Annotated in this window: 24 protein-coding genes and 1 riboswitch; of the genes, 20 read left to right on the top strand and 4 right to left on the bottom strand. The window is 38.8% G+C overall.

Going from position 1 to position 26252, the window contains the following annotated elements; genetic code table 11:
- Nucleotides 1-25 precede the first annotated feature (25 nt).
- The 12 genes from N3I35_00685 to N3I35_00630 all read left to right on the top strand — a co-directional run bounded on the left by N3I35_00685 (nt 26) and on the right by N3I35_00630 (nt 15533).
- A complete protein-coding gene (locus N3I35_00685) occupies nt 26-1471 on the top strand; it encodes an oligosaccharide flippase family protein (GenBank protein ID MCX8128601.1) in 1446 nt (481 codons plus the stop codon).
- Nucleotides 1472-1504: 33 nt separating this feature from the next.
- Entirely contained in the window at nt 1505-2623 is a 1119-nt protein-coding gene (locus N3I35_00680) for a glycosyltransferase family 4 protein (GenBank protein MCX8128600.1), read from the top strand.
- Entirely contained in the window at nt 2604-3713 is a 1110-nt protein-coding gene (locus N3I35_00675) for a glycosyltransferase family 4 protein (protein MCX8128599.1), read from the top strand. The genes N3I35_00680 and N3I35_00675 overlap by 20 nt, the downstream gene beginning before the upstream one ends.
- A 61-nt stretch (nt 3714-3774) precedes the next feature.
- Entirely contained in the window at nt 3775-5103 is a 1329-nt protein-coding gene (locus N3I35_00670) for an O-antigen ligase family protein (GenBank protein ID MCX8128598.1), read from the top strand.
- Between the two features lie 138 nt (nt 5104-5241).
- Nucleotides 5242-6567 (top strand): UDP-glucose/GDP-mannose dehydrogenase family protein, encoded by a 1326-nt coding sequence (locus tag N3I35_00665; protein ID MCX8128597.1) that lies wholly within the window; start codon nt 5242-5244, stop codon nt 6565-6567.
- Nucleotides 6568-6639: 72 nt separating this feature from the next.
- Nucleotides 6640-7242, top strand: a complete 603-nt coding sequence (locus tag N3I35_00660) for a serine acetyltransferase (GenBank protein MCX8128596.1) — start codon at nt 6640-6642, stop codon at nt 7240-7242.
- A gap of 26 nt (nt 7243-7268) precedes the next feature.
- Complete coding sequence (locus N3I35_00655) at nt 7269-8990, top strand: DUF4038 domain-containing protein (GenBank protein ID MCX8128595.1); 1722 nt, start codon at nt 7269-7271, stop codon at nt 8988-8990.
- A gap of 265 nt (nt 8991-9255) precedes the next feature.
- Complete coding sequence (locus tag N3I35_00650) at nt 9256-10542, top strand: MBL fold metallo-hydrolase (GenBank protein ID MCX8128594.1); 1287 nt, start codon at nt 9256-9258, stop codon at nt 10540-10542.
- Between the two features lie 356 nt (nt 10543-10898).
- Nucleotides 10899-12980 carry an Ig-like domain-containing protein gene (locus N3I35_00645; protein MCX8128593.1) on the top strand — a complete coding sequence of 694 codons (2082 nt, stop codon included), beginning with the start codon at nt 10899-10901 and terminating at the stop codon, nt 12978-12980.
- Between the two features lie 87 nt (nt 12981-13067).
- Nucleotides 13068-13775, top strand: a complete 708-nt coding sequence (locus N3I35_00640) for a class D sortase (protein MCX8128592.1) — start codon at nt 13068-13070, stop codon at nt 13773-13775.
- A gap of 119 nt (nt 13776-13894) precedes the next feature.
- A riboswitch (cyclic di-GMP riboswitch) is annotated at nt 13895-13999 on the top strand.
- Between the two features lie 4 nt (nt 14000-14003).
- A complete protein-coding gene (locus N3I35_00635; GenBank protein MCX8128591.1) occupies nt 14004-14819 on the top strand; it encodes a transglutaminase-like domain-containing protein in 816 nt (271 codons plus the stop codon).
- Nucleotides 14820-14834: 15 nt separating this feature from the next.
- Complete coding sequence (locus tag N3I35_00630) at nt 14835-15533, top strand: tyrosine protein phosphatase (GenBank protein MCX8128590.1); 699 nt, start codon at nt 14835-14837, stop codon at nt 15531-15533.
- A gap of 7 nt (nt 15534-15540) precedes the next feature.
- Here the strand turns inward: N3I35_00630 and N3I35_00625 are convergent, their stop codons facing one another.
- Together N3I35_00625 and N3I35_00620 are read right to left on the bottom strand one after the other, a co-directional pair.
- Nucleotides 15541-15672: a hypothetical protein gene (locus N3I35_00625; GenBank protein MCX8128589.1), complete on the bottom strand. Its 132-nt coding sequence runs from the start codon at nt 15670-15672 to the stop codon at nt 15541-15543.
- 201 nt (nt 15673-15873) lie between these two features.
- A complete protein-coding gene (locus N3I35_00620; GenBank protein MCX8128588.1) occupies nt 15874-17268 on the bottom strand; it encodes a sugar transferase in 1395 nt (464 codons plus the stop codon).
- A gap of 236 nt (nt 17269-17504) precedes the next feature.
- On the opposite strand from N3I35_00620, the gene N3I35_00615 reads away from it, so the two are divergent.
- The 5 genes from N3I35_00615 (at nt 17505) to N3I35_00595 (ending at nt 22530) form a co-directional block, all read left to right on the top strand.
- Nucleotides 17505-18758, top strand: coding sequence for an MFS transporter (locus N3I35_00615; protein ID MCX8128587.1), 1254 nt, complete (start codon nt 17505-17507; stop codon nt 18756-18758).
- Between the two features lie 62 nt (nt 18759-18820).
- The gene (gene hflX, locus N3I35_00610; protein ID MCX8128586.1) at nt 18821-20605 is read left to right on the top strand and encodes a GTPase HflX; all 1785 of its coding nucleotides are present in this window, start codon (nt 18821-18823) and stop codon (nt 20603-20605) included.
- A gap of 353 nt (nt 20606-20958) precedes the next feature.
- Nucleotides 20959-21372: an NUDIX hydrolase gene (locus N3I35_00605; protein ID MCX8128585.1), complete on the top strand. Its 414-nt coding sequence runs from the start codon at nt 20959-20961 to the stop codon at nt 21370-21372.
- Between the two features lie 113 nt (nt 21373-21485).
- A complete protein-coding gene (locus N3I35_00600; GenBank protein ID MCX8128584.1) occupies nt 21486-22139 on the top strand; it encodes a YigZ family protein in 654 nt (217 codons plus the stop codon).
- Between the two features lie 16 nt (nt 22140-22155).
- The gene (locus tag N3I35_00595) at nt 22156-22530 is read left to right on the top strand and encodes a CoA-binding protein (protein ID MCX8128583.1); all 375 of its coding nucleotides are present in this window, start codon (nt 22156-22158) and stop codon (nt 22528-22530) included.
- A 31-nt stretch (nt 22531-22561) separates the two neighbouring features.
- Here the strand turns inward: N3I35_00595 and N3I35_00590 are convergent, their stop codons facing one another.
- Nucleotides 22562-23734 (bottom strand): HAMP domain-containing histidine kinase, encoded by a 1173-nt coding sequence (locus tag N3I35_00590; GenBank protein MCX8128582.1) that lies wholly within the window; start codon nt 23732-23734, stop codon nt 22562-22564.
- Between the two features lie 353 nt (nt 23735-24087).
- Here N3I35_00590 and N3I35_00585 point away from each other — a divergent pair, with 353 nt between their 5' ends.
- Nucleotides 24088-24816: a YebC/PmpR family DNA-binding transcriptional regulator gene (locus N3I35_00585; GenBank protein ID MCX8128581.1), complete on the top strand. Its 729-nt coding sequence runs from the start codon at nt 24088-24090 to the stop codon at nt 24814-24816.
- A gap of 78 nt (nt 24817-24894) precedes the next feature.
- Here the strand turns inward: N3I35_00585 and N3I35_00580 are convergent, their stop codons facing one another.
- Nucleotides 24895-25245, bottom strand: coding sequence for a helix-turn-helix transcriptional regulator (locus N3I35_00580; GenBank protein MCX8128580.1), 351 nt, complete (start codon nt 25243-25245; stop codon nt 24895-24897).
- A 240-nt stretch (nt 25246-25485) separates the two neighbouring features.
- Here N3I35_00580 and N3I35_00575 point away from each other — a divergent pair, with 240 nt between their 5' ends.
- On the top strand, nt 25486-25665 hold the full coding sequence (locus N3I35_00575) for a DUF1858 domain-containing protein (protein MCX8128579.1): 180 nt from the start codon (nt 25486-25488) through the stop codon (nt 25663-25665).
- A gap of 42 nt (nt 25666-25707) precedes the next feature.
- Nucleotides 25708-26226, top strand: coding sequence for a nitroreductase family protein (locus tag N3I35_00570; protein ID MCX8128578.1), 519 nt, complete (start codon nt 25708-25710; stop codon nt 26224-26226).
- Nucleotides 26227-26252: the final 26 nt, after the last annotated feature.

Here is a 26252-nt window from a genome sequence, read left to right as displayed (position 1 = left end):
CTTGCAGCAGAGGAGTATATTATAGATGAACATAGCACTAATTAAAACTAAACAGAAGCAGAATTCTATAGTAAAAAACTTTTTATATGTAGTATTTTCAAATGGAATATCCTTTTTTCTATCGTTGGTTACGGGTTTTATCCTCCCCAAATCATTAGGAGTAGCTGAGTATGGCCACTATGTGCGTTTTGGTTTTTACTCTGGGTACAGCACATTTTTTCATTACGGGTTTAATGATGGTATTAGCATTCATTATGGGGCATATGATTATGACAAGCTTCCAAGGGCAAAATTCAGGATGTACTTTAGGTTTTTACTATATGTTCAGGTAATATCCGTTATTTCAATATTCCTGATTAGTTTTCTGCTTGTTGGTGAAAAAAGCAGCATTCTCATCAATGTGCTTATATGCTTTAATATTCTCATTCTCAACCTGTCGTCATACCTGGGGCAGGTAAATGACATAACCAGGCAGTTCCGCTTCAATTCGGTAACAGCAATAGTGACGAGGGCTTCCTTTGTAGCTCTGGCACTGAGTTTTATAATGTTCGGTATCAGGCTGCATACAGCTTTTATTGTTCTGCTTTTCGCTATAAACATACTGGAACTCGTTGTAAGGATATATTATGCCAGGGATATAATATTTGGCCCTTCAGAAAAAGTAAAAGGAAACTCAAAGGATTTGTTGCAGCTGCTAAAAAATGGATTTTTCCAGATGATTGGGAACTTTATAATTGTTTTATTGCTGGGAACAGGACGGTTTGTTTTAGACAGCAGTTTTTCGGTAAAAGAATTTGGCTTGTATTCCTTTGCAGTATCCATAGTAAATATGGTATCCCTTGTGCTTGCTGCAATCAGTAAGGTGGTTTATCCTTATCTGGCAAGAACCCGGGAGGAGGGGTATGGCCTTTTATTTGAAAGAATGCAGATATTTGTTATTAATATCTGTTTTATCCTTCTGACGGCTTCTTTTGCAGTAAAATTTTTCATTATTGTTTTCATGCCCGAATATAAGGGGAGTATCATAGTAATGCAGTTCCTTTTTTCCGCCTCGGTTTTCAATGCACAAATCGGTATTGTGTGTAATAACTTTTTCAAAGTTTTGAGAAAACAAAAGGAATTCATAATAAATAATGCTATAGCCTTATTTATCAATGCAGTATTTGTGCTGGGTGCTTTTGTTGTTTTTAAGGATATAGAAGCTATTGCCTTTGCAGCATGTCTGACTAATTTTTTCTGGCTTCTTCTCAATAATGCATTTTTCCACAAATTACTGGGCAACAGGTATAAAAAACAAACTATATATCAGGTTTGTGTAAGTATGTGCTTTTTTGCATCCAGCTATTTTCTGGACTGGTATCTTGGGCTTATTCTTTATCCTTGTGCTTTGCTATGTCTGATGCTGTTGTTCTTCAATTCGGATATAAAGCTGCTTTTAAGGAAAAGAGTAGATTATTTCAAGATATCGTGACTGGTATAGCAGATAAAAATATCGGAGGTAAAGATGATAGGAAAGAAAGAATGCAAGATCGTTATTTTTCACGAATATGATGCTCCGGAGCACTATAAGGGGTTATACAGCAAAGCAGAAGAGTATGGTTTTGATATAGATTATAATGTATTCCGGTATGTTAGACCCTTTATAAAATCTATATTTACCTTCAATTTTAAGAAGACGGCAACTGTTGTAAATAGTATGAAAAACCTCATTAAGTATATGATTGTTAAAAGTACTGACACCATAATAGTTGGTATAGCTCCATATAACCGGTATATGCATATTTTTAACCTGATGTCAAAAAAGAACAGGGTCATATATTTTACATCACAGACCTGTTGGGATGACGGTGAGGAAATAAAATGGAAGCGTGGAGAATTTACACGCAGTGTGTGGAGAAAATTTTTGAAGGATAGAGAGACATTCTGTGTTACTCACTTTGCGAAAGATGCTATAAAGCCATATACCGCTAATACATGTGTAGTATACCACTCTATTGACCTTGACAGGTTCATTATTAAAGATACAGATAAAAATACTGATAAGTGTACAAGAAATTTTATTTTTATAGGAAAACTGATTGACTGGAAAAGAGCCGATTGGATTCTTAAGTTTATGGCCGAGAATAAGCAACTTGATATTACTATGACTTTTGTCGGAAAAGGACCACTTGAGCAGGATGTAATCAAGGCTTCGGAGGTAGACCCGAGGATTATTTATCTGGGATTCAGGGACAGAAAATTTATTGAAAGTAATTTGCACAAGTATGACTATCTTATACTGCCAAGCAGGAGGGAACCGTTTGGAATTGTACTGATTGAAAGCATGTGTTGTGGAGTAGTGCCTATAGCATCAAACTGTGAAGGAGCGCAGACCGTAATAAGGAATAAGGAAAACGGTTTTGCGTTTGACAGACATAAGTATGACGAATTTTGCATCACTATGCATGAGGCAGCAAACCTGAAACGGAAAATATACAGCACTATATCGAAGGAATGTATAAGGACGGGCAGTCTTTTCGATAAAAAGGCGATCGGTGATTTGTGGATTGATTTTATTTGCAAAAAGAATTCATCGGCTTCTTACAGTTCGCTGGGAGGGATATATGATGGAAATATTCTTTAGCCCTTGCAGCCATCCCGGGAATAAGTATATAGAAAACATAACAAATGGCTTGAAAGAAAGAAATATACAGATAGAAAATTCTGAATTGTCTAAAGGTCTTATTGGTAAAGTATTGAGAATATCCAGGAGGGTTTTTGGCAAAAAGGTAAAAGTATTTCACTATAATTGGCTTCTTATGCTGGCTGCAGACAAATCCTTCAGGTCATATATAAAAGTTTTCACAATGATGGCTTATTTTAAGCTTCTAAAACTCTTTAATAAAAAAATAGTGTGGACCATGCATAATAAAATCCCCCATGAGTGTCACAACATGAAGCTTATGCTGCGGTGGAGAGGCTTTGTTATTAAGAATGCCAGCAAGATAATAATTCACTGCAGACATGAGAGTCTCGATATTTTAAAGGGTTACTTGACAGAAGAAGAAATCAAAGAAAAGGCTGTATATATTCCGCATGGAAACTATATAGGCAGTTATCCCAATTCCTGCAATAACCTGAGAGAGGCTTTGGGAATAGATAAAGGTGATATTGTATTCATGTTTGTAGGTCAGATAAGCAGGTATAAAAATGTAGATATCCTTATAAAAGCCTTTAGCCGGCTAAAAGAGAAAAATGTCAAACTGCTTGTTTGCGGGTGGACCTATGATCCATGCCTGGAAAAGGAGATCGAATCGTTATGCACAAAAGATAGCCGGATCATATGCAAAAAAGGGTTTATACCTGATGAAGAGCTGGTCAGCTACCTGAATACTTCAGATGTCAATGTGATGCCGTTTAGTAAAAAGAGCATGTTGAATTCTGGTGGTCTGATACTTTCGCTTTCTTATGGAAAGCCTGTTATTCTGCCGCACATAGGTATAACAAAGGATATGGGAGAGAAGGAATTTCTGTTTTGCTATGATTATCATGGTTCTGACGAGCATATCAGAAGTTTGCATAAAACAATGAAGAGGTTCATACGTGTATTTGAGGATAGATCCCATTACCAGGAACTGTGTATGGAGGGGTATGAATACCTGAAGGAAAATAATGGCTGGGATAGTATCATGAGCCAATGGGTGGACATGTATAAGGCATTGGAAAAAAGATAGTTTACATGTTGGGCTAGTTATTTATTGTGTGTCAGTAAAACGATCAACGGGATTTTAAATTATGTATGATAAGGTTTTTACGGGTATGTGTGAAGAACAAAAAGCTGAAATAAATTTAAGTGATTTAGCCGGGCAGGGTATGAACAACACACTGAATAGATTTCATTTGATGCTGTTGAGAATTTTTGTTGTACTTTATATGGGGTTGATATATCTAGTCCCCAATTTGTTTCCGGACAAAATAAAGTTTATTATACTTGCGGTAGTGGCAGTTATTTTGTTTTTTACATTCGTTTTTATCAGAGATCTTTTCTGTGAAAAGTATTTCTTCGGTGGAAATATTCTGTTTTTTATCTTGCTGTACATACAGGAAATTGTCATGAGTGTTGTGACATACAGACAGTCTTTTATTGATACGGTTACTGAAGGGAAATATTATCTTCTCATGCTTTCCTACTTCATTATGGCCTGTTACTTGAAAAAAGACGGAAATTACCACAAATTATATGGGATGATAGTTGTATTTTCTGCGGTTTTGTCGGTATTTTACATCGTATACTACCTTTTTTTATCATATTTTGATTTGCAGATACTTCCACTGGGATATGATGAGAGATTTGGCGGATACAGGGTCACCGCGTTTGCATATATTATAAATTCCGGTACTCTGCTTGCCTTAGGGGTATATCTCAATCCCGGATTTAAACTGAGGTACAGAGCAGCATGCCTGTTTGTTTTTGCGGCAGGACTGTTTGAACTGATTGTAGTTCAGAAGACAAGAGCTGCATTGGTAATGGAACTGGTATGTATTTTGTGCATGATTGTTTTTGCATTCAGGAAAAGAATCGGTAATCTGATAATTACGGGTATTGTTGCAGCCGTTATTGTAGCTGCCCTTGTAAATACTCCTTTGTTTAAATCATATATGGACTCTGTCAGCAACGAGGATACCAGTGTATCGGTCCGCCTTGAAGAAGTTGATTTTTACCTTTCACAGGTAAAGGAAAGTCCTCTTTACGGCATGGGATTTATAAAAAATATGGAAGATAGGGAAACATATGCATTACTGAGAGGGCAGGATAAGATGTTTTACAGGGAAGATGTGGGAATAGTCGGATTTGTAAACACATTTGGTGTTTTAGGCTTACTGTGGTACTTATGGTTGGTAATTAAATTGTCTGCAGGATTAATATTATCTTTCCGCCTGCAGAAGGGCAACTCACTTACGGGGCTGATAGGTGTGGCAGTCCTTATCATATTGTCTTCGGCGACACTGATCATAACAGATTCAAGCAGGATTGCCATTTTTCCTGTAATACTGGCGCTTATAGATTCTGTGTATGCAAAAAGCAGTATGAAAGAGCAGGCAGAGCATATTATTTATCCATAAGATTTTTCAGGCTGCCGCTACAGGTTGATTTTATATTTAGAAAATTTTGACTTTTACAAGAAGAATAAGTTAAAATAATGGTTAAAAGGAAAATTAAGTAATAAATGTATTGGAATATTAACTTTGTGGAGGGGTATTATGTTCCCGAGGGTAGCGATTTTTGGAACCGGCTATGTAGGTTTGGTTTCCGGTGTGTGTCTTGCCGATTTTGGCTTAAGCGTAATCTGTGCTGACATTGACGGTAAGAAGGTTGATTTGTTGAAAAACGGTATGGTTCCTATTTATGAGCCGGGGCTTGATGTATTTCTTGACAGGAATATTAAAGCAGGAAGGATTCAATTTACAACAGATTTAAAGTATGCCATTGAAGAGTCGGATGTTTTGTTCATAGCGGTGGGAACTCCTACCGGTGAGGATGGAAGTGCAGATCTGCGCTATGTATATAAAGTAGCAGAAGATATAGGCACTTATATGAACGGTTATAAGGTTGTTGTTGATAAAAGTACGGTTCCTGTAGGCACAGGGCAGGAAGTAAAGAAAATGATCAGAAAGGTGCTTGATGCAAGGGCTGCAGCTTATGAATTTGATGTAGTTTCAAATCCGGAATTTCTGCGGGAAGGCAAAGCATTGCAGGATTTTACCCATCCTGACAGGGTGGTAATCGGAGTAGAAAGTGAAAAAGCTGCGGAGATAATGAAAAAAGTATACAGACCTCTGTACCTTAATGAAACACCTTTTATCTATACAAATATTGAAACTGCAGAAATGATCAAATATGCATGCAATGCATTTCTGGCAACCAAGATAACATTTATAAATGAAATTGCAAACCTATGTGAAAAAGTAGGTGCAAATGTACAGGAAGTAGCAAAGGGTATGGGCAGGGATGGCCGTATAAACCCTAAATTCCTGCATGCTGGACCAGGTTATGGTGGAAGCTGCTTCCCCAAGGATACCAAAGCCCTTGTGAGCATTGCAGAAAAGTACAAAGTAACTATGTCTATTGTAAAATCGGTCATTGAATCAAATGAAAGGCAGAAACATCTGGTAACGCAAAAACTAACCGGTATTTTAGGGGACCTGAAAGGAAAAACTATAGGGGTTTTGGGACTTGCATTCAAACCGGAGACCGATGATATAAGGGATGCACCTTCTATCACGGTAATAAGGGATCTAATTAATAACGGAGCTTTAATAAGAGCTTATGATCCGCAAGCTATGAAGGAAGCAAAGAGGATGTTTGAGGACAGTTTTGAAAACATTACCTTTTGCAAGCATGCTTATGATACAGCAGAGGGTGTAGATGCAATCTTAATAATAACCGAATGGCATGAATTCAGAAATATGGATTTGATTCTGCTTAGAAAAATCATGAACAACAATATATTCTATGATACAAGGAACATCTACCCTAAGAAGGAAGTAGAGGAGATGGGCTTTACGTATATCGGAACAGGGGCTTAGTAAATTCGGATAAAACTATTGTGCAGATACAATGGGACAGATTAGGGGTTGAGTTAACTGAGTAGGGATAAATTGAAAAGGCTGTGGGCAAAAATTAATATCATAAGAACGATTCCGGCTATGATTGCTTTATGCATTTCCAGCGAGAAAGAACTGATCAGGAAAGATATTCTCCGCTGGGCGGTTGCTTATGAAAAGGAAAATGAAAACCTGTCTGTATGGGGTTATCTAAGCTGGTTCCTGCTTTATGAACCTCAATTCAGAAACCTGTTTTATCACAGGCTGAAAAGAGGAAATTTCTTGCTGCCTGTTCTGATTAAGATATTCTATCCTCCCATGAAATATCTATATATCTATACAGATTCCGGTTCGATAGGCCCCGGTCTGGTCATATACCACGGATTTGATACCATAATCAATGCCAAGAGCATCGGTGAAAACTGCACGGTATACCATCAGGTAACTATCGGACGTACTACAGGCTGCCCTATACTTGAAGATAATGTACAGGTTGCAGCGGCAGGCATTGTTGTAGGACCTATAACCATTGGAAGAAATTCTATAATAGGCTGTAACGCAACTGTAACAAAGAATGTACCGGAAAACTGTACTGTTGTAGGCAATCCTGCATATATTATCAAAAGAAACGGTATAAAGGAAAAAGTTAAGTTGTAAATGTAACTCTGTCGATGGAGGTTTATGTGAAAAAAGCATTTTTGTCAAAACTGATTTTCAGGCTTGTAATGTCCGCATTACTTATAATGTGTATTTCCGGTATAAGTATGTTTCAGGTCCCGGTACTGGCAAATACAGCTAAAAAAGAAGCTGCTTCATCCATTACAATGGAAAGTGGCAACGGCTATGGAATTGTAAATAAAGTTATAAAGAACATTCAACAATGGCATGTGGCGGAAGTTACACTAAAAAGTGGAAAGAAGTATGGCAATCCGTTCAAAGATGTTGAGATTTATGCAGTTTTCAGTGCTCCTGATGAAACTATTATAGAACTGCCGGGTTTCTGGGATGGGGGGAACACTTGGAAGGTAAGGTTCGCACCCACTCAGACAGGTACATGGACTTATACTGTTTACTGTACGGACAAGAAGAATAAAGAGCTTGATAATCAAATGGGAAAGATTGAGTGCGTGAAGAACACCAGTACATTATCTATTTATAAACATGGTTTTATCAGAGCAAGTAATAACAGAAGATTATTTTCTTATAATGACGGAACACCTTTTTTCTGGCTTGGAGATACCCACTGGGGTATGACGGAGAGCCTTGATAAGACCAACTATCCGAGGGCCACTATTCCAAGTCAGTTCAAGCATATTGTAAATGACCGGATAAAAAAAGGATTTACTGTGTATCAGGCATATCCTTCATCACTCGATAATAAATACTGGTGCAATAAATATGACAGGCTTAACCCGCAGGGTTTTAGAAACCATCTTGATAAACAGATACAGCACCTTGCGGATAATGGGATGGTGATAGCTCTGGGAATGGGTTGGTTTGGGGACCAGAGTTTTGCAGGACAGAAGGGCATGGAGCTGTTCGCAAAGTATATGGTAGCCAGGTATGCCGCATATCCGGTAGTGTGGTTTACGGCACAGGAAGTAGATATTAATAACAGGTATAATAACCCGGAAGTATGGAAAAGCGTTGCTTTGCTCATAAGAAGGTATGACGGCTACAAACATCCTCTTTCAGGACACATGCAGAGCCTGGGAGAACCGAAAACCTGGGGGAATGAACCATGGCATGATTGGTTTGCCACTCAGGGTGGTCATGGGGGAACAAGTAAAATCAGAACTAAGGAACATTACAAATCCTACTGGGATTATTTTCCCAGGAAGCCATATATAGAAACCGAAGCTATGTATGAAGGAGTAGATGCAGGAGGAGCGAAAGCCACGGCTAAGGATGTCAGAATTGCAGCGTATAAGGCTATTCAATGTGGAAGCTATGGATATACCTATGGTGCTGCAGGTGTTTGGCGGAACAAGTGGGATGCTTCAAAAGAGGACGCATATGACCACAGGACACCCTGGTATGTCGGTATAGATTTGCCGGGAGGAAGGGAGCTCGGGTTTTTAAAGGGGTTTTATACATCTCTTGACTGGTCAAGGCTTATCCCCAGGTTCAGTGACACCTCATGGGGGGAATTCAAAAACGGTGAACAGGCTGTTGTTTCTACAAATGCTTCAAAGGTGTATACGGTATATTTCTACAACATCGGGAAAGATACGGGTGTTTTGAAGAACATGGACTCCGGCAAGGTGTATACTGCAGAATGGTTCAATCCGAGAACGGGTAAGTATACGATAATAAACGATGGTATAAAGCCGGAAACTGGAAGATACAATATTCCTCAAAAACCTGACAACGAAGACTGGATGCTGCTCGTGAGGCAGATGTGATAAATCGGGATAAAATTCATTAATTGAACACAGTATGATAATTAAGTTGCTGATTATAGTGTATCAGCAACTTTTTTTGTATTATGTACAGTAATAACCGGAAGACAGCATTAATTGTTCACATAAATATACAATTCTGAATATATAGTAATATACGGTAATATAAAATACTCATATATCATGCATCAAAAAATATATAAATTCACTCCTGTATGGCTTAGATACAAAGAAGTTTTCTACTATTATCAGAAAAGGATGTGGATTTATGTCGGAATTAATTAATCTTGCACTAAGGAAGATTGTAAACGCAAGAACCAGCATTGAAGCGTACGGCTGGGGCAAAGGCAAACTGGTGGACGGAAGAGAAAAAAGTGATCTTTATTATGCGAAAGGATTCTCAAGTGGCCCCAATCCGGTTCCTGACAAAAATGAGTGGGTAGAGGTAGACTTGGGTGCAGACTGCAGCTTTAACCAGATAAAACTGTTTCCCCGCAGTGACATATTGTCAGTGAATGGCTTGACAGCAGGATTCCCTGTTGATTATTCCATACAGGTAAAGCCGGAAAATGGGGTTTATTCGGTAATCAGCAGTGTAACCGGACAGCAGGATCTGCAAGGGAACCCGCGGATATTCAGCTTTGAAACACTGAACGCAAGATATGTGAAGGTCAATGTAACGAAATTAGGTAACCCTCCCAAGGATGAACCCAGGGTATATAGATTCCAATTAGCTGAATTGGAGATATTCAATATACCGATCGGTGAGCCTGTACCGAAAAAAATGCTGGTTCATACAATTAATGTAGGGTACGGGGATTCTATTCTTATACAGACTCCAAATGGAAAAACAATGCTGATCGACTCAGGCAGGTATATTTCTCAGATAGAAAAACACCCGGTTATAAATCATCTGAAAGCAGTAGGAATAAATAGGATTGATACTGTTCTAAGCACTCATCCTCACACGGATCATGCCGGAGGACAGGTACAGGTACTGGAGTCTTTTGATTTCGGGAAAGTAATATTGCCCAGTACGGTTGAGTATCCCGCTACACTACGTATTTGCGAGAGAAAGGGCGCTGAATTGGTTATAGCAAAAACAGGAACTCAAATCGGGCTTGACCCCGACGTAACCATGAGTATTATAGCCCCTAACGGTACCAATTACTATGATTCAAACAACAAATCAATAGTGGTGAAAATGAAGTACGGCAATACGGGCTTCCTGTTTGCTGCCGATGCAGTACACCAATCCCAGAAGGAAATGATCTCTAAAGGGTATGATCTGAAATCTGATTTTCTTAAAGTTGCACACCATGGATTATGGGACAGTATGCTGCCGGAATTTTTCCAGGCGGTATCACCAAAACATGCAGTTATCTCCACAAGTGATCCTGTAACTAATCTGATGAATATTCCAACGGGAGCGGCCCTCCAACTAGCCGATGCGAATATTGAAACATATATTACCAGTTTATCAGGTACAGTAATAGCGACGTCCGACGGAAATAACATCGGATTTGATAAAAATCCTACCACACTAAGACCATAAAGCTGTTTGAGGCTAGTACTGGAACTTTATATATAAATCTATTGCGGGAACTCTGATATGGGTTCCCTACTTTCTTTTTTTATTCAGAAAAGAAACTAATCGGTATTGAGTGAATAAAAATAGATTAGGAGAAGTAAGGAGGTAGAAGACTTAATACAAAAGTGTATTGTTTGCAAGATAAACACTTGGAATAAAATGCTATAGAATTCAATGTACTATATGGGAAATGGTGGGACATATGTTAAAATGTTGAAGTGTATTGATGGTTAACCACGTTTTTCCAAAAACGAGGCTGAAAACAGAGGACTTACCTCTAGAGGAATGTAAGTGTAATACATTTTGGAGGGGGATATTTAATGAAGAAAGCAAGCTTGAAAAGGTGTTTTTCTTTTTTATTGTCAATCACAGTGTTTTTAACTTTCTTATTTGTCCCAATAAGTTTTGTCCATGCACAGACCTCATTAGTAAATGTAAGTGTAACTAGTGACGGAACAAATCTATGTGTAAAATTCACGCTCACTGACAACAGCTGGAGCATGACCCAGACTAATGTTGCTGCCGGGACAATAACCCGGAATAAAACACACAATCCTTCAATAAATGATTCATATACTGAAGTTATAAATTTCTCTGATGCAGGATTAACTAAAGGACAGACGGTAAGCGTACAGGCAAGTGCAGTTGTTCAGAAACCGGGGGACGGCCAGAGCGAAGATAAGGCTATAACTATTGTTAGTGATACCGGAACACAGGTCATGGACGATTGCGGTAACTGGGTATCGTCATCAGAAGCATGGATTTCGGATTCCTGGTGCTTGATTCCAAAGATATTTGATAATGCCAAGATGATATGGAAAAGTTTTAATGTAAGTGAACCTTTAAATGGAGAAATAGCAGAGTTCAGGAGAGAATTCAATATCGACGGCGATCCTGTATCGATGCAGATCGACATTACCTGCGACAATGGATATGAAGTAAGAATAAACGGCAATACTATCGGCTCGGCACAGGTTAGGGGGGACTGGAAAAACAGCGGCTTGACCAAAGAGTTTGTAGACCATAACGGATGGGAGATACCGGAAGTATACACTGTTAGCGGCAGTTTACTGAAAGTAGGAGCAAATATATTGGAAATAACAGGAGTAGACGAATATATGGGCTATCTGGATGGAGAGGAAGACGGTACTGTCGAAACAAATCCTGCAGGGCTTATATATAAGGCAGTAGTAAACTATAAAAAAAGCTCTTCCGGAGAAGGAACAAGAGAGACTCTGAATTATTCAATGGATTACACCATACCGGCAGAAAACCCGGAGAACAGAGCACCGGTTGCATCCAATGACAGTTATTCGGTTAATAAAAACGGTGTACTTACAATATCTGCGCCGGGTATATTGCTTAATGACAGTGATCCCGACGGAGATTCGATTACTGCAACTAGACTAAGCGACCCGGCAAACGGAACACTTGCCCTGAATACAGACGGTTCCTTTATCTATACCCCGCAGAAGGGGTTTACGGGTAGTGACTACTTTACATACCGCGTATGGGACACTCATGAGAGTTCCAGTGAAGCTGCTACTGTGACTATAAGTGTTAACAAGAATACTGATAATTCCGAAGAGTCGGGCGACAATACGGGAAACGGGCAGTATCAGAGTAATACGACACCGGCAAATAAGCCGCCTACAGCAGCCAATGACAGCTATACCACAGATCAGGATGAGGTGTTGAAGGTGGAGGTACCCGGAGTATTATCTAATGACAGCGATCCGGAGGGGAGTATTTTGGTTGCGGTCAAGGAAACCGACCCTATAAGCGGGACTGTTATAATTAACAAGGATGGCTCTTTCGAGTATATTCCCAAGGATGGATTTTTTGGCGATGACAGCTTTAAATATCATGTGACCGATACGAGCGGAAATTCTAGCGGTACAGCTACAGTAACAGTCGCTATCAGGGAAAAAGCTGCAGTTATGCAGGTTTTGCAGGACGAAACACCTACTGCAGTAGATGACCTGTATTCCATAAGTGAGGATGAGGTATTGAAAGAGAAAGATCCCGGTGTACTGTCCAATGACAGCAACCCTGAAGGGGGAGCTGTGATGGCAATAAATGATAGTGAACCGCAAAACGGAACACTTGCGTTTTATCGGGATGGATCTTTTGAATATACGCCTAACACAGGTTTTTCCGGTATTGATACATTTATGTATCATATAATTGATAAGAACGGTAATGTAAGCAATAGTGCCAAAGTTACTATAGATGTTGTTGCCAGGATTATTGAAATAGAAGATGAGCCTGTACCTCTTGATCCTGTGGAAGGTAAGGGAAGCCTTCCTAAAACAGGTGGTGTTCCTGCGGAAATATTCTATGGCTTAGGGACTGCAATAATAGGTATCGGAGTTTTCATAAGAAAGAAAAGCAGAATGTAATAAATCAACTGACGCAAGAGGATAAATTAAGAATGGAAATAATAGCTGGGTGTTCGCACCCAGCTATTATTTCCATATGGAGGAAAAATGAAAAAAATTTCAGTTATTCTGATTTCCATAGGATTAATCATAGCTTTGATTCCCATCGCCGGAAGGATTTATACAGGATATAGGCAGTCCCAGCTGCTTAAGGAGTGGGAGGAAGCAGCACAGGACCCGGTACTGGAATATGAAAAACTGCAGTCCGCATTTGACACCGGAACCTCGTCGGTTGATAAACCTGCTTCTCCGGATAACAAATACCAGAAGAAAGGGAATACGAGTGCCCAGACTAAGAATGCTGCTGAGAGAAAAGAGAGGGTTATTCCTAAAAAGGGTGAAAAGCCAAAACCGGAATTGAAAGTGATAGGGACTATAGAAATAAAAAAGATCAATTTAAAACTTCCGGTTTTTGAAGGAACCGGCCATGACAGCCTGAGCGTAGGAGCAGGACACCTGAAAGGCTCTGGAGATATAGGGGGGGCTGGCAACTGTGTTATTGCCGGACATAGGAACTATACCTTTGCACGTTTTTTCAGAAGATTGGATGAGCTGCAGGATGGGGATCAGATTGTCTTATACGCGGACACAAAAAAATACATATATGAGGTATATGAGCAATTGATTGTCTTTCCGGATGATATCAGTGTTTTGAAAGGAGATAAGAGTGACAGTATCCTGACTTTGATTACATGCCATCCGTACTACAACGCAGACAGGAGGCTGATAATCCGCGGGAAAATAATAAAAAAGTGAGATAATGGTATATTTTGTCCGGGAAATATCTTTATTATATTGTATAAATTCTTGCATTATAATATTATATATACATAATTGTATTTTTATGGAAATAGTGGATATAAATTTATGCTTTACAGCGATAAGGGCAAACTTGCTGAAAGGTAAGGACGCAAAACCATAGGGCCTTTCTACAACAGAAATCTGCTTATTGCGTTGGGAGTGGCAGCCTGGTTACCGAAGGGAGTGTTTTTTATCCGTAGAACTGGTATTGTATTGCTTATATGCGTTTATATCCTGCTCAATTTGACAAATACTGCGGTGCTCGCATCGGATGACAAGGTTGCGGTAAACCTTAATTCCTTAAAAAAGGGATTGGTTAAGATCAGCTGTACATCAAGCGGCAATAAGCGTATAAAGGTAATTATTCAAAAGGATGGGCATAAGTATACCTATGACCTGAAAAATGACGGTTCGTATGAAAGTTTTCCGCTTCAAATGGGAAATGGGGGATATAGGGTCAGTATTCTTAAAAATGTTAAGGAAAATAAGTATGCTTTTTTAAAGACGGAATTTTTGTCATTAGAACTGAATAATGAAAACGCCGTATTTTTAAATTCCATACAGAATATTTCTTGGGACAAGGATTGCAAAGTGGCAAAAGCAGCTTCAGAACTGACTAAGGGTCTAAAGGATGATGAATGTAAGATAAAAGCTCTTTATGCATATATCGTAGATAATTTTGACTATGATTATGACAAGATGAAAAAAGTAAAAGAAGGATATGTTCCGGATTTGAATGTTTTTATGAGGACTAGAAGAGGGATTTGCTATGATTTTTCCTCATTGTTTGCAGCAATGTCAAGAAGTGTAGGAATACCTGCGAAACTGATAAAAGGAAATGCGAAAAGCGTGACAGGATATCATTCATGGAATGAGGTCTATATAAAGGGCAGATGGGTAATCGTTGATACAGCAACTGATGCACAGCTCAAAGAGGGAAAAGATCTTTTTTTAGCAGAAAAAAGCCCTGAGGAGTATATAAAAGATAAGGAATACTGATGTTGAGGATTATATATGATAGACATTCACAGCCATATCATATTCGGTATTGATGACGGTGCAGTGACACTTGAACACTCTTGCAACATGCTGCGGGAGGCTCATAATTCAGGGGTAACCGCAATAATTGCTACACCGCATTACAAACAGGATATGTATGAAGCAGGATTGGTACAGAAAAATTGGGAAGAATTGCAGGGATATGCAGACTGTTTTAAGATAAAGCTTTTAGCAGGTTGTGAAATGCGAATGAATGCCTTTTTGCCGGAAATGGTTTCTGGGAAAAAAGAACTGGCACTTAATAAAACCCGGTTTATTCTTATAGAATTGCCGCCCGACAAGATTCCTTCATGCTCTGAGGATGTTTTTTACCGACTGCGGCAAAATCAGTTCACTCCAGTGATTGCACATCCGGAGAGAAACCGTACTTTGGCAGGAAATTTTTCGCTTTATAAAAAATGGGTTGAAGCTGGATACCTGATGCAGGTAGACTCAGCAAGCATACTTGGACACAATGGGTGGAAGGTTAAGGCTTTCACAAAAAAGATTATTAAAATGAAGCTGATACATTTTATTGCCTCCGATGCTCATGATGCTTATGATTACAGAGAATATACAGGCAGAGCCTATGAAAGGGTTGTGGGGTGGGCAGGACAGGAATTTGCACATAGTGTGTACTTTAAAAATGCAGAAGATCTGCTGATGAAGTGCTAAAATCCTGCTATTTTCTATAGTAAAATATAAAACTGACCCCGCTCAAAGACAGTAAAACAGGTAATAACAGCGCAAGTATCGCTGTTGTAAATAGTGTGATACTTCCATAAACTGCAGCAAAGATAACCTTATATATCATAATGGGCTCTCCTTTCGCTTTAGCTATATGTCTATGTCATATTGTAAAGGGAAAAGGCTGTAAAGATATTGTTTTGATAATTAATTGTTATGTATTATGTTTGATTCTTGAAAATTGTATTTGTATATAATATTATCCGTAATGCCATGATATGATACTAAAATTAGCCGTAATGTCAAAAAGAAAACTGCTGTGGAGGGTTTACATCGCCCCTTTTTTAGAAAATACTGTTTTGAAGGTTTTAAAGATTATTTTAATATCCAGCCAAACAGACCAGTTGTCTATGTACTGGGTATCTAGTTTTACAACCTCATCAAAATCTGTTATTTCGCTTCTGCCGCTTACTTGCCACATCCCGGTAAGCCCGGGCTTTATACTTATCCTCCTCCAGTGGTGGTTTTCATATTGGTTGACTTCGTCGCATGTAGGTGGTCTTGTACCAACCAGGCTCATTTCACCCTTAAGTACATTTATGAATTGCGGAAGCTCATCCAGACTGGAAGCTCTTAAAAATCTTCCTACATTTGTTATTCTGGGATCGTTTTTTATCTTGAACATCAGATTTCCACTCACTTCATTTTGTGATAGGAGTTGTTTCTTTCTGTCTTCTGCATCCACGGTCATAGATCTGAATTTATAAAGCTTGAATTTACGGCCGTTTATACCGACCCTTTCCTGACAAAACAATATCGGGCCACGTGAATCAATTTTTATTGCAGGTATTATGAATATAGAAACTGCGCTGGTAATCAGCAAGCCTACAATAGATCCTACGATATCAATCAGCCTTTTAGAAAACAATTGGAAGCTGTTGAGGCATACGGTGTGAAAAGTGAGCATCGGAAGAGTTCCAATGCTTGTCAGGCATGTTCTGGCGACTTTAAATTTGTAAAGATCCAGAACCATACTTATGGTAACCCCCATTTCCTCACAAATCAATGCGTATTTTTCAACTTCGCTTATATAATTTTTAGGAACAGCAAAAATAACCTCGTCGATGACCTTTTCCTTCAGAATTTCATCTAAAGCTATTAAAGTACCCAGTCTGATCTGGTCTTCAAGCTGTTTTTTGGAGTCTATACGGATATACTCAACTATGTTTATCAATATGTCTGTCTTTCCCAGGTAGTAAATGAATTTATCTGCAATCCTGCTGTTGCCGATAATGATTATGTTCTTAATACCGTTTTTTGAGTGTTTTCTTATTACAAATGTGTAAATATAACGTGCAATTACCAGAAGAGTAATGCAGGTTATTAAGAATGACATATATAGTATGCGGCTGAATGTATCTTCTTTTATGAAGAATATCATGGCAGCAATAAATAAACCTGAAAGCAGTGAAGAGAATAAAATATTCCGCAAAATCCGGTCATAATACATAAAGGTTGTATTGTTGTACATTCCTGAATTGTTCATTATAAGTATAAATAACGGTATGTATATTATGAGAATCCACATATATTCGTGTATATCATTCAGTGTAGTTATCTGATATGCTATAAGATACGAGAGCAGGTAGGAAAAGCCGACTATCAGAATATCATAAATATATAGTTGTACGTTTGCATGGGCTTGCTTATTTGATTTATGCATTTTTTCACCTTTTCCAGTTTGTCAAAACAATATAGTATATTTTTTATGAAAATATTATAGTATATTTCCTGGAAAAATTCTACAAATAATGTAAAAATATTGCAAATACCATATCCATCAGCTAATAAAGTTCAAGGTTATTTGGATGATGATTGAAACTTAGTGAAATTACAGGTGATTTTTTTACCTGTATATGATTTAATATATGTTATATATCTCGTTTGAAAGTGTACAATATGATGATTTCAAGTAGATTGAGGATAAAAGTAAAGGATTTCTTTCCTGCACTTAGGCATAGAAATTTCAGATACTACTGGTTTGGCATGATCGTTTCCTTAACAGGAACATGGATTCAAAACATAGGACTGTCATGGCTGATCTATTCTATTACAAAGTCGCCGTTCCTGCTCGGTTTGGCGGGTACCCTGCAATTTTTACCCATGCTGCTGTTGTCACTTTTTGCAGGGGCTGTTATAGATAAGCTGCCGAAAAGGAAAATATTGATACTGACACAGGGCTTATCCATGGTTACAGCTTCAAGTATGGGAATACTGGTATTTACCGGGCATATCAGATACTGGCATATACTGGTGCTTGCAACATTACTGGGACTGATAAATACTTTTGATATGCCAACAAGGCAGTCGTTTATGATTGAGCTGGTCGGCAGGTCTGACTTGATGAATGCTATCGCTCTTAATTCGGCTGTGTTCAATGCTGCAAGAATAGTTGGCCCTGCTATAGCAGGTATACTTATGGGTTTTGCAGGGATAGCCTTCTGCTTTATACTCAATGCCTTGAGCTTTATACCTGTTCTAATCGGACTTGTACGTATTGATACAGAGCCTGTCATAAGGCATAGAAGTGCCGGGGAAAGCTTATTGTATGAAGTACGGCAAGGGTTGGTGTATATATCGGGCAGCAGGATACTATACAGAAACATTCTTTCAGTAACTGTTATCAGCATATTTGCAATGAACTTCAGTGTTCTTGTACCTGTACTTGTTAAAAACATATTGAACCATGGTGAGATGGGTTTCGGCTTTCTTATGTCGTTTATGGGAATAGGTTCTCTGTCAGGTGCTTTGTTAACTGCTGTAAATAGTAAAATCAAACCGGGGAGACTAGTACTTATACTAAACCCTTTGTGTGTTGCAGTTCTTCTTGTAATGATAGGTTTATCGGGACATTATTATTTTACAGCCATATTGCTGGCTGCAGCAGGCTTTTTCATCACATCGTTTTTTACCACTGCAAACTCGACACTGCAGGTCAACTCAAAGGATGAGTTCAGGGGAAGGGTAATCAGTGTTTATACGCTGGTGTTTGGGGGTACAACTCCAATCGGAAATTTCTTTACCGGAAGTATTGCAGAAAAGCTGGGGCCGCAGGCAGGCTTTATCATTTGCGGTATTATCATATTGGTGTTCAGTGCTGTATTGCTTGCTAAGAAAGATAGGAATAAAGCCGGCATAGAGGGAAATTATTAAATACAAGAGAAATTTTAGCACACGGGGTGAGAGTTATTAATATAAGTGGAAATATTGAATCATTGAGGAAGTCCATAATTGATGAACTGGAAGGACTATATGAACTGGAAGTTGCCAAAGGTGATTTTTTGCCTGAGGAACTTGCAATAAAACTTGCTGATATTACAGGAAGAATTAATAGGGAAATTGCCGTATATATAAATAGAAAAGGCGGTATAGAGGATATAAGTATCGGTGATAATGCCACCGTATCACTGCCTGAGGTGGAAGGCAGAAGGGGTAAATCCAGACTGACGGGAATAAGGTGTATACATACCCATCCAAACGGGGACGGTATGCTGTCGGAGGTCGATATCAGCTCACTGCTGAAATTAAGATTGGATGCTATGGCCGCCATAGGCGTAAAAGACGGTCGCATTGTCCAGGTTTATGCAGCGATTCCCGTAAAGGCAGATGAAGGAAATTTTTGCAATGCAGATATATACGGTCCTTTTAGACCTGGCAGTCCGGAGATGAATTCCCTTTTCAACCTGATAGAAGATATTGACAGAAGCCATAAGGAAGTCCTGTTTGCGAATGAAACTGAAAAGGAAAGAGCTATTCTGGTTGGCTTGGAGAGTGCATCAGGTAGAATCCTTAATGGGAAAAGTGAAGGCGAAAGGTCTATCGGAGAGTTGGAAGAACTGGCGTTAACAGCAGGAGTAACGGTAGTACATACGGTGCTGCAGAAGAAGGCTTCAAAAGACCCGGCTTACTACATCGGAAAAGGGATGGTAGAGAACCTTTGCCTTCTCAGACAAGCTATAAATGCGGATTTGATTATTTTTGACGACGAGCTTTCCGGTGCACAGGTAAGAAACATTGAAAATGCAACAGGTGCAAAGGTTATTGACAGGACAGTCCTTATACTGGATATATTTGCACAGAGAGCCCGGTCAAAGGAAGGTAAGCTTCAGGTAGAACTGGCCCAACTAAAATACAGGCTTCCAAGATTAACGGGTCTAGGGCAGCAGCTTTCCAGGCTGGGCGGCGGAATAGGCACCAGAGGTCCTGGGGAAAAGAAGCTTGAGGTTGATAAAAGGCATATCAGAAGGAGAATTTCCTATCTGGAGCATGAACTGAAAAATCTGAGCACAAGGCGTGGTCTTGCGCGGGAGGGACGGAAGAAAGCGGATGTTCCTGTGATTGCTCTTGTGGGGTATACAAATGTAGGTAAGTCTACTTTGATGAACAGGCTTTGCAGCTCGGACGTCTTTGCAGAAAACAAGCTGTTTGCCACGCTTGATCCGACGACAAGGAGTTTTACCCTGCCTGATGGGAGAACTGCCTTGCTTGTTGACACTGTAGGTTTTATCAGAAAGCTTCCGCATGAGCTCGTAGAGGCGTTTAAGTCTACCCTTGAGGAAGCCGTTTTTGCAGATGTTCTTATGCATGTTGCAGATGCATCCTCAGAAGAAGCGGAAGAACAAATAAAGGTGGTCGATGAACTCTTAAGCAGCCTTGGAGCTATGGACAAACCAATAGTAATGGTTCTGAACAAGATCGATCTGATTCCTGAAGATTCAGCTCTTATTCCGGTCATAAAATCCGATATAAGCGTGTTTGAAGTTTCTGCAGCAGGGGGACAAGGACTGGATAAATTGCTTCACGGATTGGCTGCTATAGTTCCTAAAGAGGAAATGGAAGCCGTATTATTTGCACCATACAGTGACGGTTGGGTTTTGCCTTATATACATGAGAACGGTAAAGTAATCAGTGAGGATTACACTGAAGACGGTGTAAGAATAAAGGCTATAATCAAAAAGCCAAAAGTAGAGAAGTTAAGGAAGTATTTAGCAGAGAAATAGAGATGAATTACTTGAGAAATCTTTTATGGAAATTGTATAAAATCATTAATTGGTGTATTATAATATATATAACAGATGTTAATTCATGTTAAATAAATATGTGATATGCGTCGGATTGCAGTATTAGGCTGCAGACGTAAAATCCTCACATATCCCGTACCGGGATTCCGGTACGCTTTATGATCCGGTTCTTGCGCTTGTGCCTAAGCGGAATTTCCCTGTTTTTATGCTGTATCTGCACATAACCCACTTTTATCTTGGTTTCTCTGGACAGTAGTGTCTTGCAGAAACACTGACATGATTTGCATTATTAACCCGGTATAGTCAAAATTAAAATTGAAAGGGGTTTTGGTATGCTTGTTAGAAACTGTGCGGGTGGTGTGGTTTTCTCAGGTGAAAAGGTATTACTCCTTAAAAATGAGAAGGGCGAATGGGTACTTCCAAAAGGAATAATACGTAATGGGGACTTATCCAATGAAGTTGCTCTCAAAAGAGTAAAAGAAGAAGCAGGTGTCTCGGCAGAGATAATTTCTACAGCAGGACGTACTCACTATGAATTCTTTTCTGTAACACGTCAAAGACCAGTCTGTAATAAGATAACATGGTATATAATGAAATCCCTGAATGAAGAATATAACGTAAATAAACAAGAAAATTTTACTGACGGAGGTTTCTTTAAAATTGATGAAGCTCTTGAGAGAGTTACGTATAGTCAGGATAAATCTTTGCTGAATCTTTCCTTTCAAAAACTGAAGGATTTGGCTTAAGCTGAAAGCACATGCAATTATTCATTTGTCTATATAAATACTAATATAAAAATGTTAAAATAAATGATAGTGTAATCGTTTGCACTATCATTTATTTATTTCAGGTGAAAAGAATGAAGAACGAATACAGGACTGTTTTGAAGTCTGCTGTAGTAGAATATGAGGAGAAGAAGTCCAGGTTCATAGCATCAGTAAAACCCATAAATACTGAGGATGAAGCACTTGGATTCATAAGTGCACTAAAATCGAAATACTGGGATGCAACCCATAACGTTTATGCATACTATATTGCTGATAATAACTCGATACAAAGATTCAGTGATGACGGAGAACCTTCCGGGACGGCCGGAATACCCGTACTTGAAGTAATAAAAAGGAAAGGGGTCCGAAATATAGTTGTGGTGATTACCAGATATTTCGGAGGGACCTTACTTGGGGCCGCAGGTCTTATAAGAGCGTATGGGAAAAGTGCTGCAATGGGAATAGATGCGGCGGAAGTTATCAGGCGGCAGCTTTGCAAAGTAGTAAACGTAGTCATTGAATACACTCTGTTTGGGAAGCTGCAGAGCTTTCTCATATCAAAGGGATATATAATAAAAGATGTCATATATACTCAGGATGTGGAAATAATATTGTATATACCTGTTGAACAGGTTGAGACGGTTATGGAAGAAATACACGAGGTAACAAATACAAGATCCGTTGTTGAGGCAGGAGAGAACGTTTATATAACATTGAGTGAAGAAGGAAAACTGATAAACGGTTAATTAAGGAGGCAATAGCATGCAGGAAGAAATTATGCTGGAAAAGAAGGTCTGGGCTGTGGTAGGTGCTAATGACAATCCCGAGAAATTCGGTAACAGGATATATAGGAAGCTGAAGAATAAGGGGTATAAGGTATACCCGGTAAATCCGAATTATGAAGCTGTAGATGGAGACAAATGCTACAAGAGTCTGTCTTCCCTGCCTGAAATTCCGGAAGTTATAGATATGGTGGTTGCACCGAAGCTCGGTATGGGAATCATAGAGGAAGCTGCGGGGCTTGGAGTAAAAAACATATGGCTTCAACCGGGAACCCATAATTCAGAAGTTATGAAACTTATTGATGAAAAGGGACTTGTGGCAGTACAGGCTTGTGTATTAGTTGCGTTGCGCTAGGGAGATTGCCCTCTGTTATATTATAGCCATGCTATGCAACGGTATATATATCTGAAAACTCTATATTTATAGCTTCAATAATCTTTGTCTGATTTGAGTGGTTTAGCCCGGGGCAAATGCTTTCTTCGGATAGCTTAACGGGTATTTCTATCAGAAATTCACAACCTCTGCCCTCTTCACTGTTTATTGTTATGTTTCCATCGTGGAGTTCTACAAAGGATTTTACAAGGGATAAACCTATTCCCGTTCCTTCGGATTCACGCGTAAAAGTGTTGTTGACCTGCTTGAACCTTTCAAAAACAATGGACTGCATATACTCGGGTATACCAGGGCCGGTATCCTTCACTGATATGAATATTTTTTCATTCCTTCCGTTTATCGTAACAGATATCTTACCACCTACAGGGGTAAATTTGATAGCGTTAGACAGAAGATTAAGTATTATTCTTTCGATTTTATCTATATCAACCGCTGTGACGATTTCCTCAAATTCTGTATCAAATTCGAGAATAAGGCCTTTTTGCTCAGCATAAGAAGCGATTGACTGGGTCATTTCCTCAATCAGGTACACAATATTGCAATTCACCAGATTAATCTTTATATAGCCGGAATCAATTCTGGTTATGTCGAGGATGTTATTGATAAGCCTCACAAGTCTGTAACTATTCTGCTTAATAGTTTTGAAATGCTTGGACAGGTTCTTTTTGTCGTTTAGAATGCAAGAATTCTTGTGGTCTATGAGCTGTATCGCACCTAATATTACACTTAACGGTGTTTTGAGCTCGTGTGAAATATTGGCAAAGAACTCCGTTTTTATCCTGTTGTATTCAACAGCGTCGCTATAAAGATTTGATAGATTGTTTATCTGCCTGTTTTGTCTTTCTATTTCTGTCTGCAACTCTGATATGGTATTGTTAAGTTTGATATTCTCTCTTCGGTTATGAAATTTCGGCATCAGCTTCTTAAATATAATAATTGCAAAAATTACCCCTATAAAAAGTGGTAATGTATCAATAACATAATAAAACAAGAAAAACTCTCTTTTTCTTGCAGTCAGAAATAAAACTGAAATTTTCTCTGTGCTTAAGTTTTTTAAAGCGGCATTTAAAAATACTACCAATAAAATTCTTGAAAGAATATAAAACAATATTAAGGAAACTGCCAGGATTAATAAAGCGTGCTTTATTTTCAATTTTGATGACATATGATAACCCACCTTTGATCACTGCATTAGTGGTCTGTATTAACAATTTCTAAATATACCATAAAATACCATATATATTTTACATAAATTATTCCGCTATGTAAATATATTTTCCTTATTGTACAAGCTAATATTACCTTGTGGTATAGTATAAGGAAAATATATTCTGAAAATTTGTTTTCATAATTAATAAGATACTATAAATCTGAAAGCAAAAAAAACTTTATTAATTCAAATTTTAATATTATAATATTATTGCGCCACAGGCGCATGGTTCAGGGCAATGGGTAATATCCCTTGCCTTGATTCATAAACATACAGAAATGTTATGCTTTATATACAGGAGGTATTTTATGTCCGGGCATTCAAAATGGGCTAATATTAAACATAAGAAGGAAAAATCCGACTCCCAGAGGGGAAAGATATTTACTAAGCTGGGAAGGGAAATAGCTGTTATTGTCAAGCAGGGTGGGCCTGATCCGGCAGCAAACTCCAAGCTGAAGGATGTTATTGCAAAGGCAAAGGCAGCCAATATGCCTAATGATAATATCGAAAGAAGTATAAAGAAGGCAGCGGGGGATATAGACGGTGCCAACTATGAGGAAATAATATACGAAGGTTACGGCCCGGGAGGGGTAGCTGTAATTGTTGAGGCAATGACTGACAACAGAAACCGTACGGCAGGGGATGTCAGGCACTATTTTGACAAGTTTGGCGGGAATCTCGGACAGTCAGGTTCCGTTTCATTTATGTTCACCAGAAAAGGTGTAATACTCATAGAAAAAACCGATAAAACGGATGAGGACACCCTTATGATGGAAGCACTCGAAGCTGGTGCGGAGGATTTCAATGCGGAAGATGAATACTTTGAGATAACAACTGTCCCGGAGGATTTTTCAAAAGTGCGTGAAGCTCTTGAAGCAAAAGGTTATGAATTCATGGAAGCAGAAATAGAAATGGTTCCTTCTACCACAACGAAGCTTGAGGATGCAAAACAGATAGAGTTTATGGATAAGCTTATCGACCACCTTGAGGATCTGGATGATGTGCAGAACGTGTACCATAACTGGGAACAGGAATAGTAGGAAGCTTCTTTGTAATAATGATGTTGGAATTAAGTACCTTTCATTAGCTTAATTAATGAAATGGTACTTTTTATTTTAGTCTCTGGAAAAAATGCTTTCACTCTTAATATCCAAATAGAGACTCCCCCATGTGCACATTGCGTCCAGTACAGGTTTTATGCTTTCCCCAAAGCCGGATAGAGAATATTCTACCTTTGGGGGTACTTCCGTATAAACCTTTCTAACTATAAGTCCGTCATTTTCCAGGTCTCTCAATTGCTGTGTCAGCATTTTCTGGGTGGCTTTTGGAACGAGTTTCCGTAATTCTCCAAATCTTAACGTCTTATGCGATAAATGCCATAATATCAATGCTTTCCACTTTCCACCGATTAATTCAAGTGTTACCTCTACTGGACAGTTATACTTACTATCAATGCACTGACTCATATTACCAACTCCCTGTAAACAAATCGATTATTCTGATATGAACTTTCCTGGTTTCTTATTAGGTACTATAATACTTTAAGGTGCGTACTTGATAAAAATCACTCTATCGGATAATATTGTAGCATGAAATAGTAATGAAAAACAGTAATTATTGTTTTTGATTTACTTGTCTGACGTAACATTATGGCTTACGGCTGAGAAGAACATAAGAAGGGAGTGAAAAGATTGGTTTCAAAAGAAATGTCAATTACGGATGTTGTTGAAAAATATCCAGAGTCCGTTGAAGTTTTCATTAAGCACGGAATGCACTGCCTCGGTTGCATGGCTGCAAGGTTTGAAAACATAGAACAGGGAGCTGCTGCACACGGAATAGATGTGGAGCTTCTGATAAAAGACTTAAATAAGGCTGTTAATGCATAAATTTTATAGTAAAAGTTATAAAGTTTGAGGAGAGGGCCTTATATGAGTGTTTTGGAAATTGCAAAAAAGAGATATTCGGTGCGAAATTACCGGCCTGATAAAGTTGAAAAAGAAAAACTGTTGGAAATCTTAGAGGCTGGGAGGGTTGCACCAACTGGAGCTAACGCCCAGCCGTACAGGCTGATTGTAGTTCAGGAAGATGAGGGTCTTGGGAAAATAAAAAAGGCTGCAAATATTTTTGGAGCACCTTTGGCCATAATAGTATGCGGTGATCGTAACCAAGTCTGGAAAAGACCTTTTGACGGTAAAAGCATTTTAGACATTGATACAAGTATTATTACGGACCATATGATGCTGCAGGCTACGGAACTCGGGTTAGGCAGTGTATGGATATGCTATTTCAAGCCGGACGTTATCAGAGCTGAGTTCAATTTGCCGGATAACCTTGAACCGGTCAATATCTTAGCTATAGGCTATGCAAACGGCGAATCTGCTTCCCCGGACAGGCATGAAAGAACACGCCGTCCGTTAAGTGAAATCGTATCATATGAGAGATTGTAAAATAACATGTTAATATTAAAGCTGCT

This window comes from Clostridia bacterium (genome assembly GCA_026414765.1).
Classification (GTDB): Bacteria; Bacillota; Clostridia; order Acetivibrionales; family DSM-27016; genus SKW86.
This window is presented reverse-complemented; position numbering and strand designations above follow the sequence as displayed.

What these genes read in the sequence shown, in the direction of transcription:
- N3I35_00685 (MCX8128601.1), top strand. Translation starts at nt 26, where the DNA reads ATGAACATAGCACTAATTAAAACTAAACAGAAGCAGAATTCTATAGTA.
- N3I35_00680 (MCX8128600.1), top strand. Translation starts at nt 1,505, where the DNA reads ATGATAGGAAAGAAAGAATGCAAGATCGTTATTTTTCACGAATATGAT.
- N3I35_00675 (MCX8128599.1), top strand. Translation starts at nt 2,604, where the DNA reads ATGATGGAAATATTCTTTAGCCCTTGCAGCCATCCCGGGAATAAGTAT.
- N3I35_00670 (MCX8128598.1), top strand. Translation starts at nt 3,775, where the DNA reads ATGTATGATAAGGTTTTTACGGGTATGTGTGAAGAACAAAAAGCTGAA.
- N3I35_00665 (MCX8128597.1), top strand. Translation starts at nt 5,242, where the DNA reads ATGTTCCCGAGGGTAGCGATTTTTGGAACCGGCTATGTAGGTTTGGTT.
- N3I35_00650 (MCX8128594.1), top strand. Translation starts at nt 9,256, where the DNA reads ATGTCGGAATTAATTAATCTTGCACTAAGGAAGATTGTAAACGCAAGA.
- N3I35_00645 (MCX8128593.1), top strand. Translation starts at nt 10,899, where the DNA reads ATGAAGAAAGCAAGCTTGAAAAGGTGTTTTTCTTTTTTATTGTCAATC.
- N3I35_00640 (MCX8128592.1), top strand. Translation starts at nt 13,068, where the DNA reads ATGAAAAAAATTTCAGTTATTCTGATTTCCATAGGATTAATCATAGCT.
- N3I35_00630 (MCX8128590.1), top strand. Translation starts at nt 14,835, where the DNA reads ATGATAGACATTCACAGCCATATCATATTCGGTATTGATGACGGTGCA.
- N3I35_00625 (MCX8128589.1), bottom strand. Translation starts at nt 15,672, where the DNA reads ATGATATATAAGGTTATCTTTGCTGCAGTTTATGGAAGTATCACACTA.
- N3I35_00620 (MCX8128588.1), bottom strand. Translation starts at nt 17,268, where the DNA reads ATGCATAAATCAAATAAGCAAGCCCATGCAAACGTACAACTATATATT.
- N3I35_00615 (MCX8128587.1), top strand. Translation starts at nt 17,505, where the DNA reads ATGATGATTTCAAGTAGATTGAGGATAAAAGTAAAGGATTTCTTTCCT.
- N3I35_00605 (MCX8128585.1), top strand. Translation starts at nt 20,959, where the DNA reads ATGCTTGTTAGAAACTGTGCGGGTGGTGTGGTTTTCTCAGGTGAAAAG.
- N3I35_00600 (MCX8128584.1), top strand. Translation starts at nt 21,486, where the DNA reads ATGAAGAACGAATACAGGACTGTTTTGAAGTCTGCTGTAGTAGAATAT.
- N3I35_00595 (MCX8128583.1), top strand. Translation starts at nt 22,156, where the DNA reads ATGCAGGAAGAAATTATGCTGGAAAAGAAGGTCTGGGCTGTGGTAGGT.
- N3I35_00590 (MCX8128582.1), bottom strand. Translation starts at nt 23,734, where the DNA reads ATGTCATCAAAATTGAAAATAAAGCACGCTTTATTAATCCTGGCAGTT.
- N3I35_00585 (MCX8128581.1), top strand. Translation starts at nt 24,088, where the DNA reads ATGTCCGGGCATTCAAAATGGGCTAATATTAAACATAAGAAGGAAAAA.
- N3I35_00580 (MCX8128580.1), bottom strand. Translation starts at nt 25,245, where the DNA reads ATGAGTCAGTGCATTGATAGTAAGTATAACTGTCCAGTAGAGGTAACA.
- N3I35_00575 (MCX8128579.1), top strand. Translation starts at nt 25,486, where the DNA reads ATGTCAATTACGGATGTTGTTGAAAAATATCCAGAGTCCGTTGAAGTT.
- N3I35_00570 (MCX8128578.1), top strand. Translation starts at nt 25,708, where the DNA reads ATGAGTGTTTTGGAAATTGCAAAAAAGAGATATTCGGTGCGAAATTAC.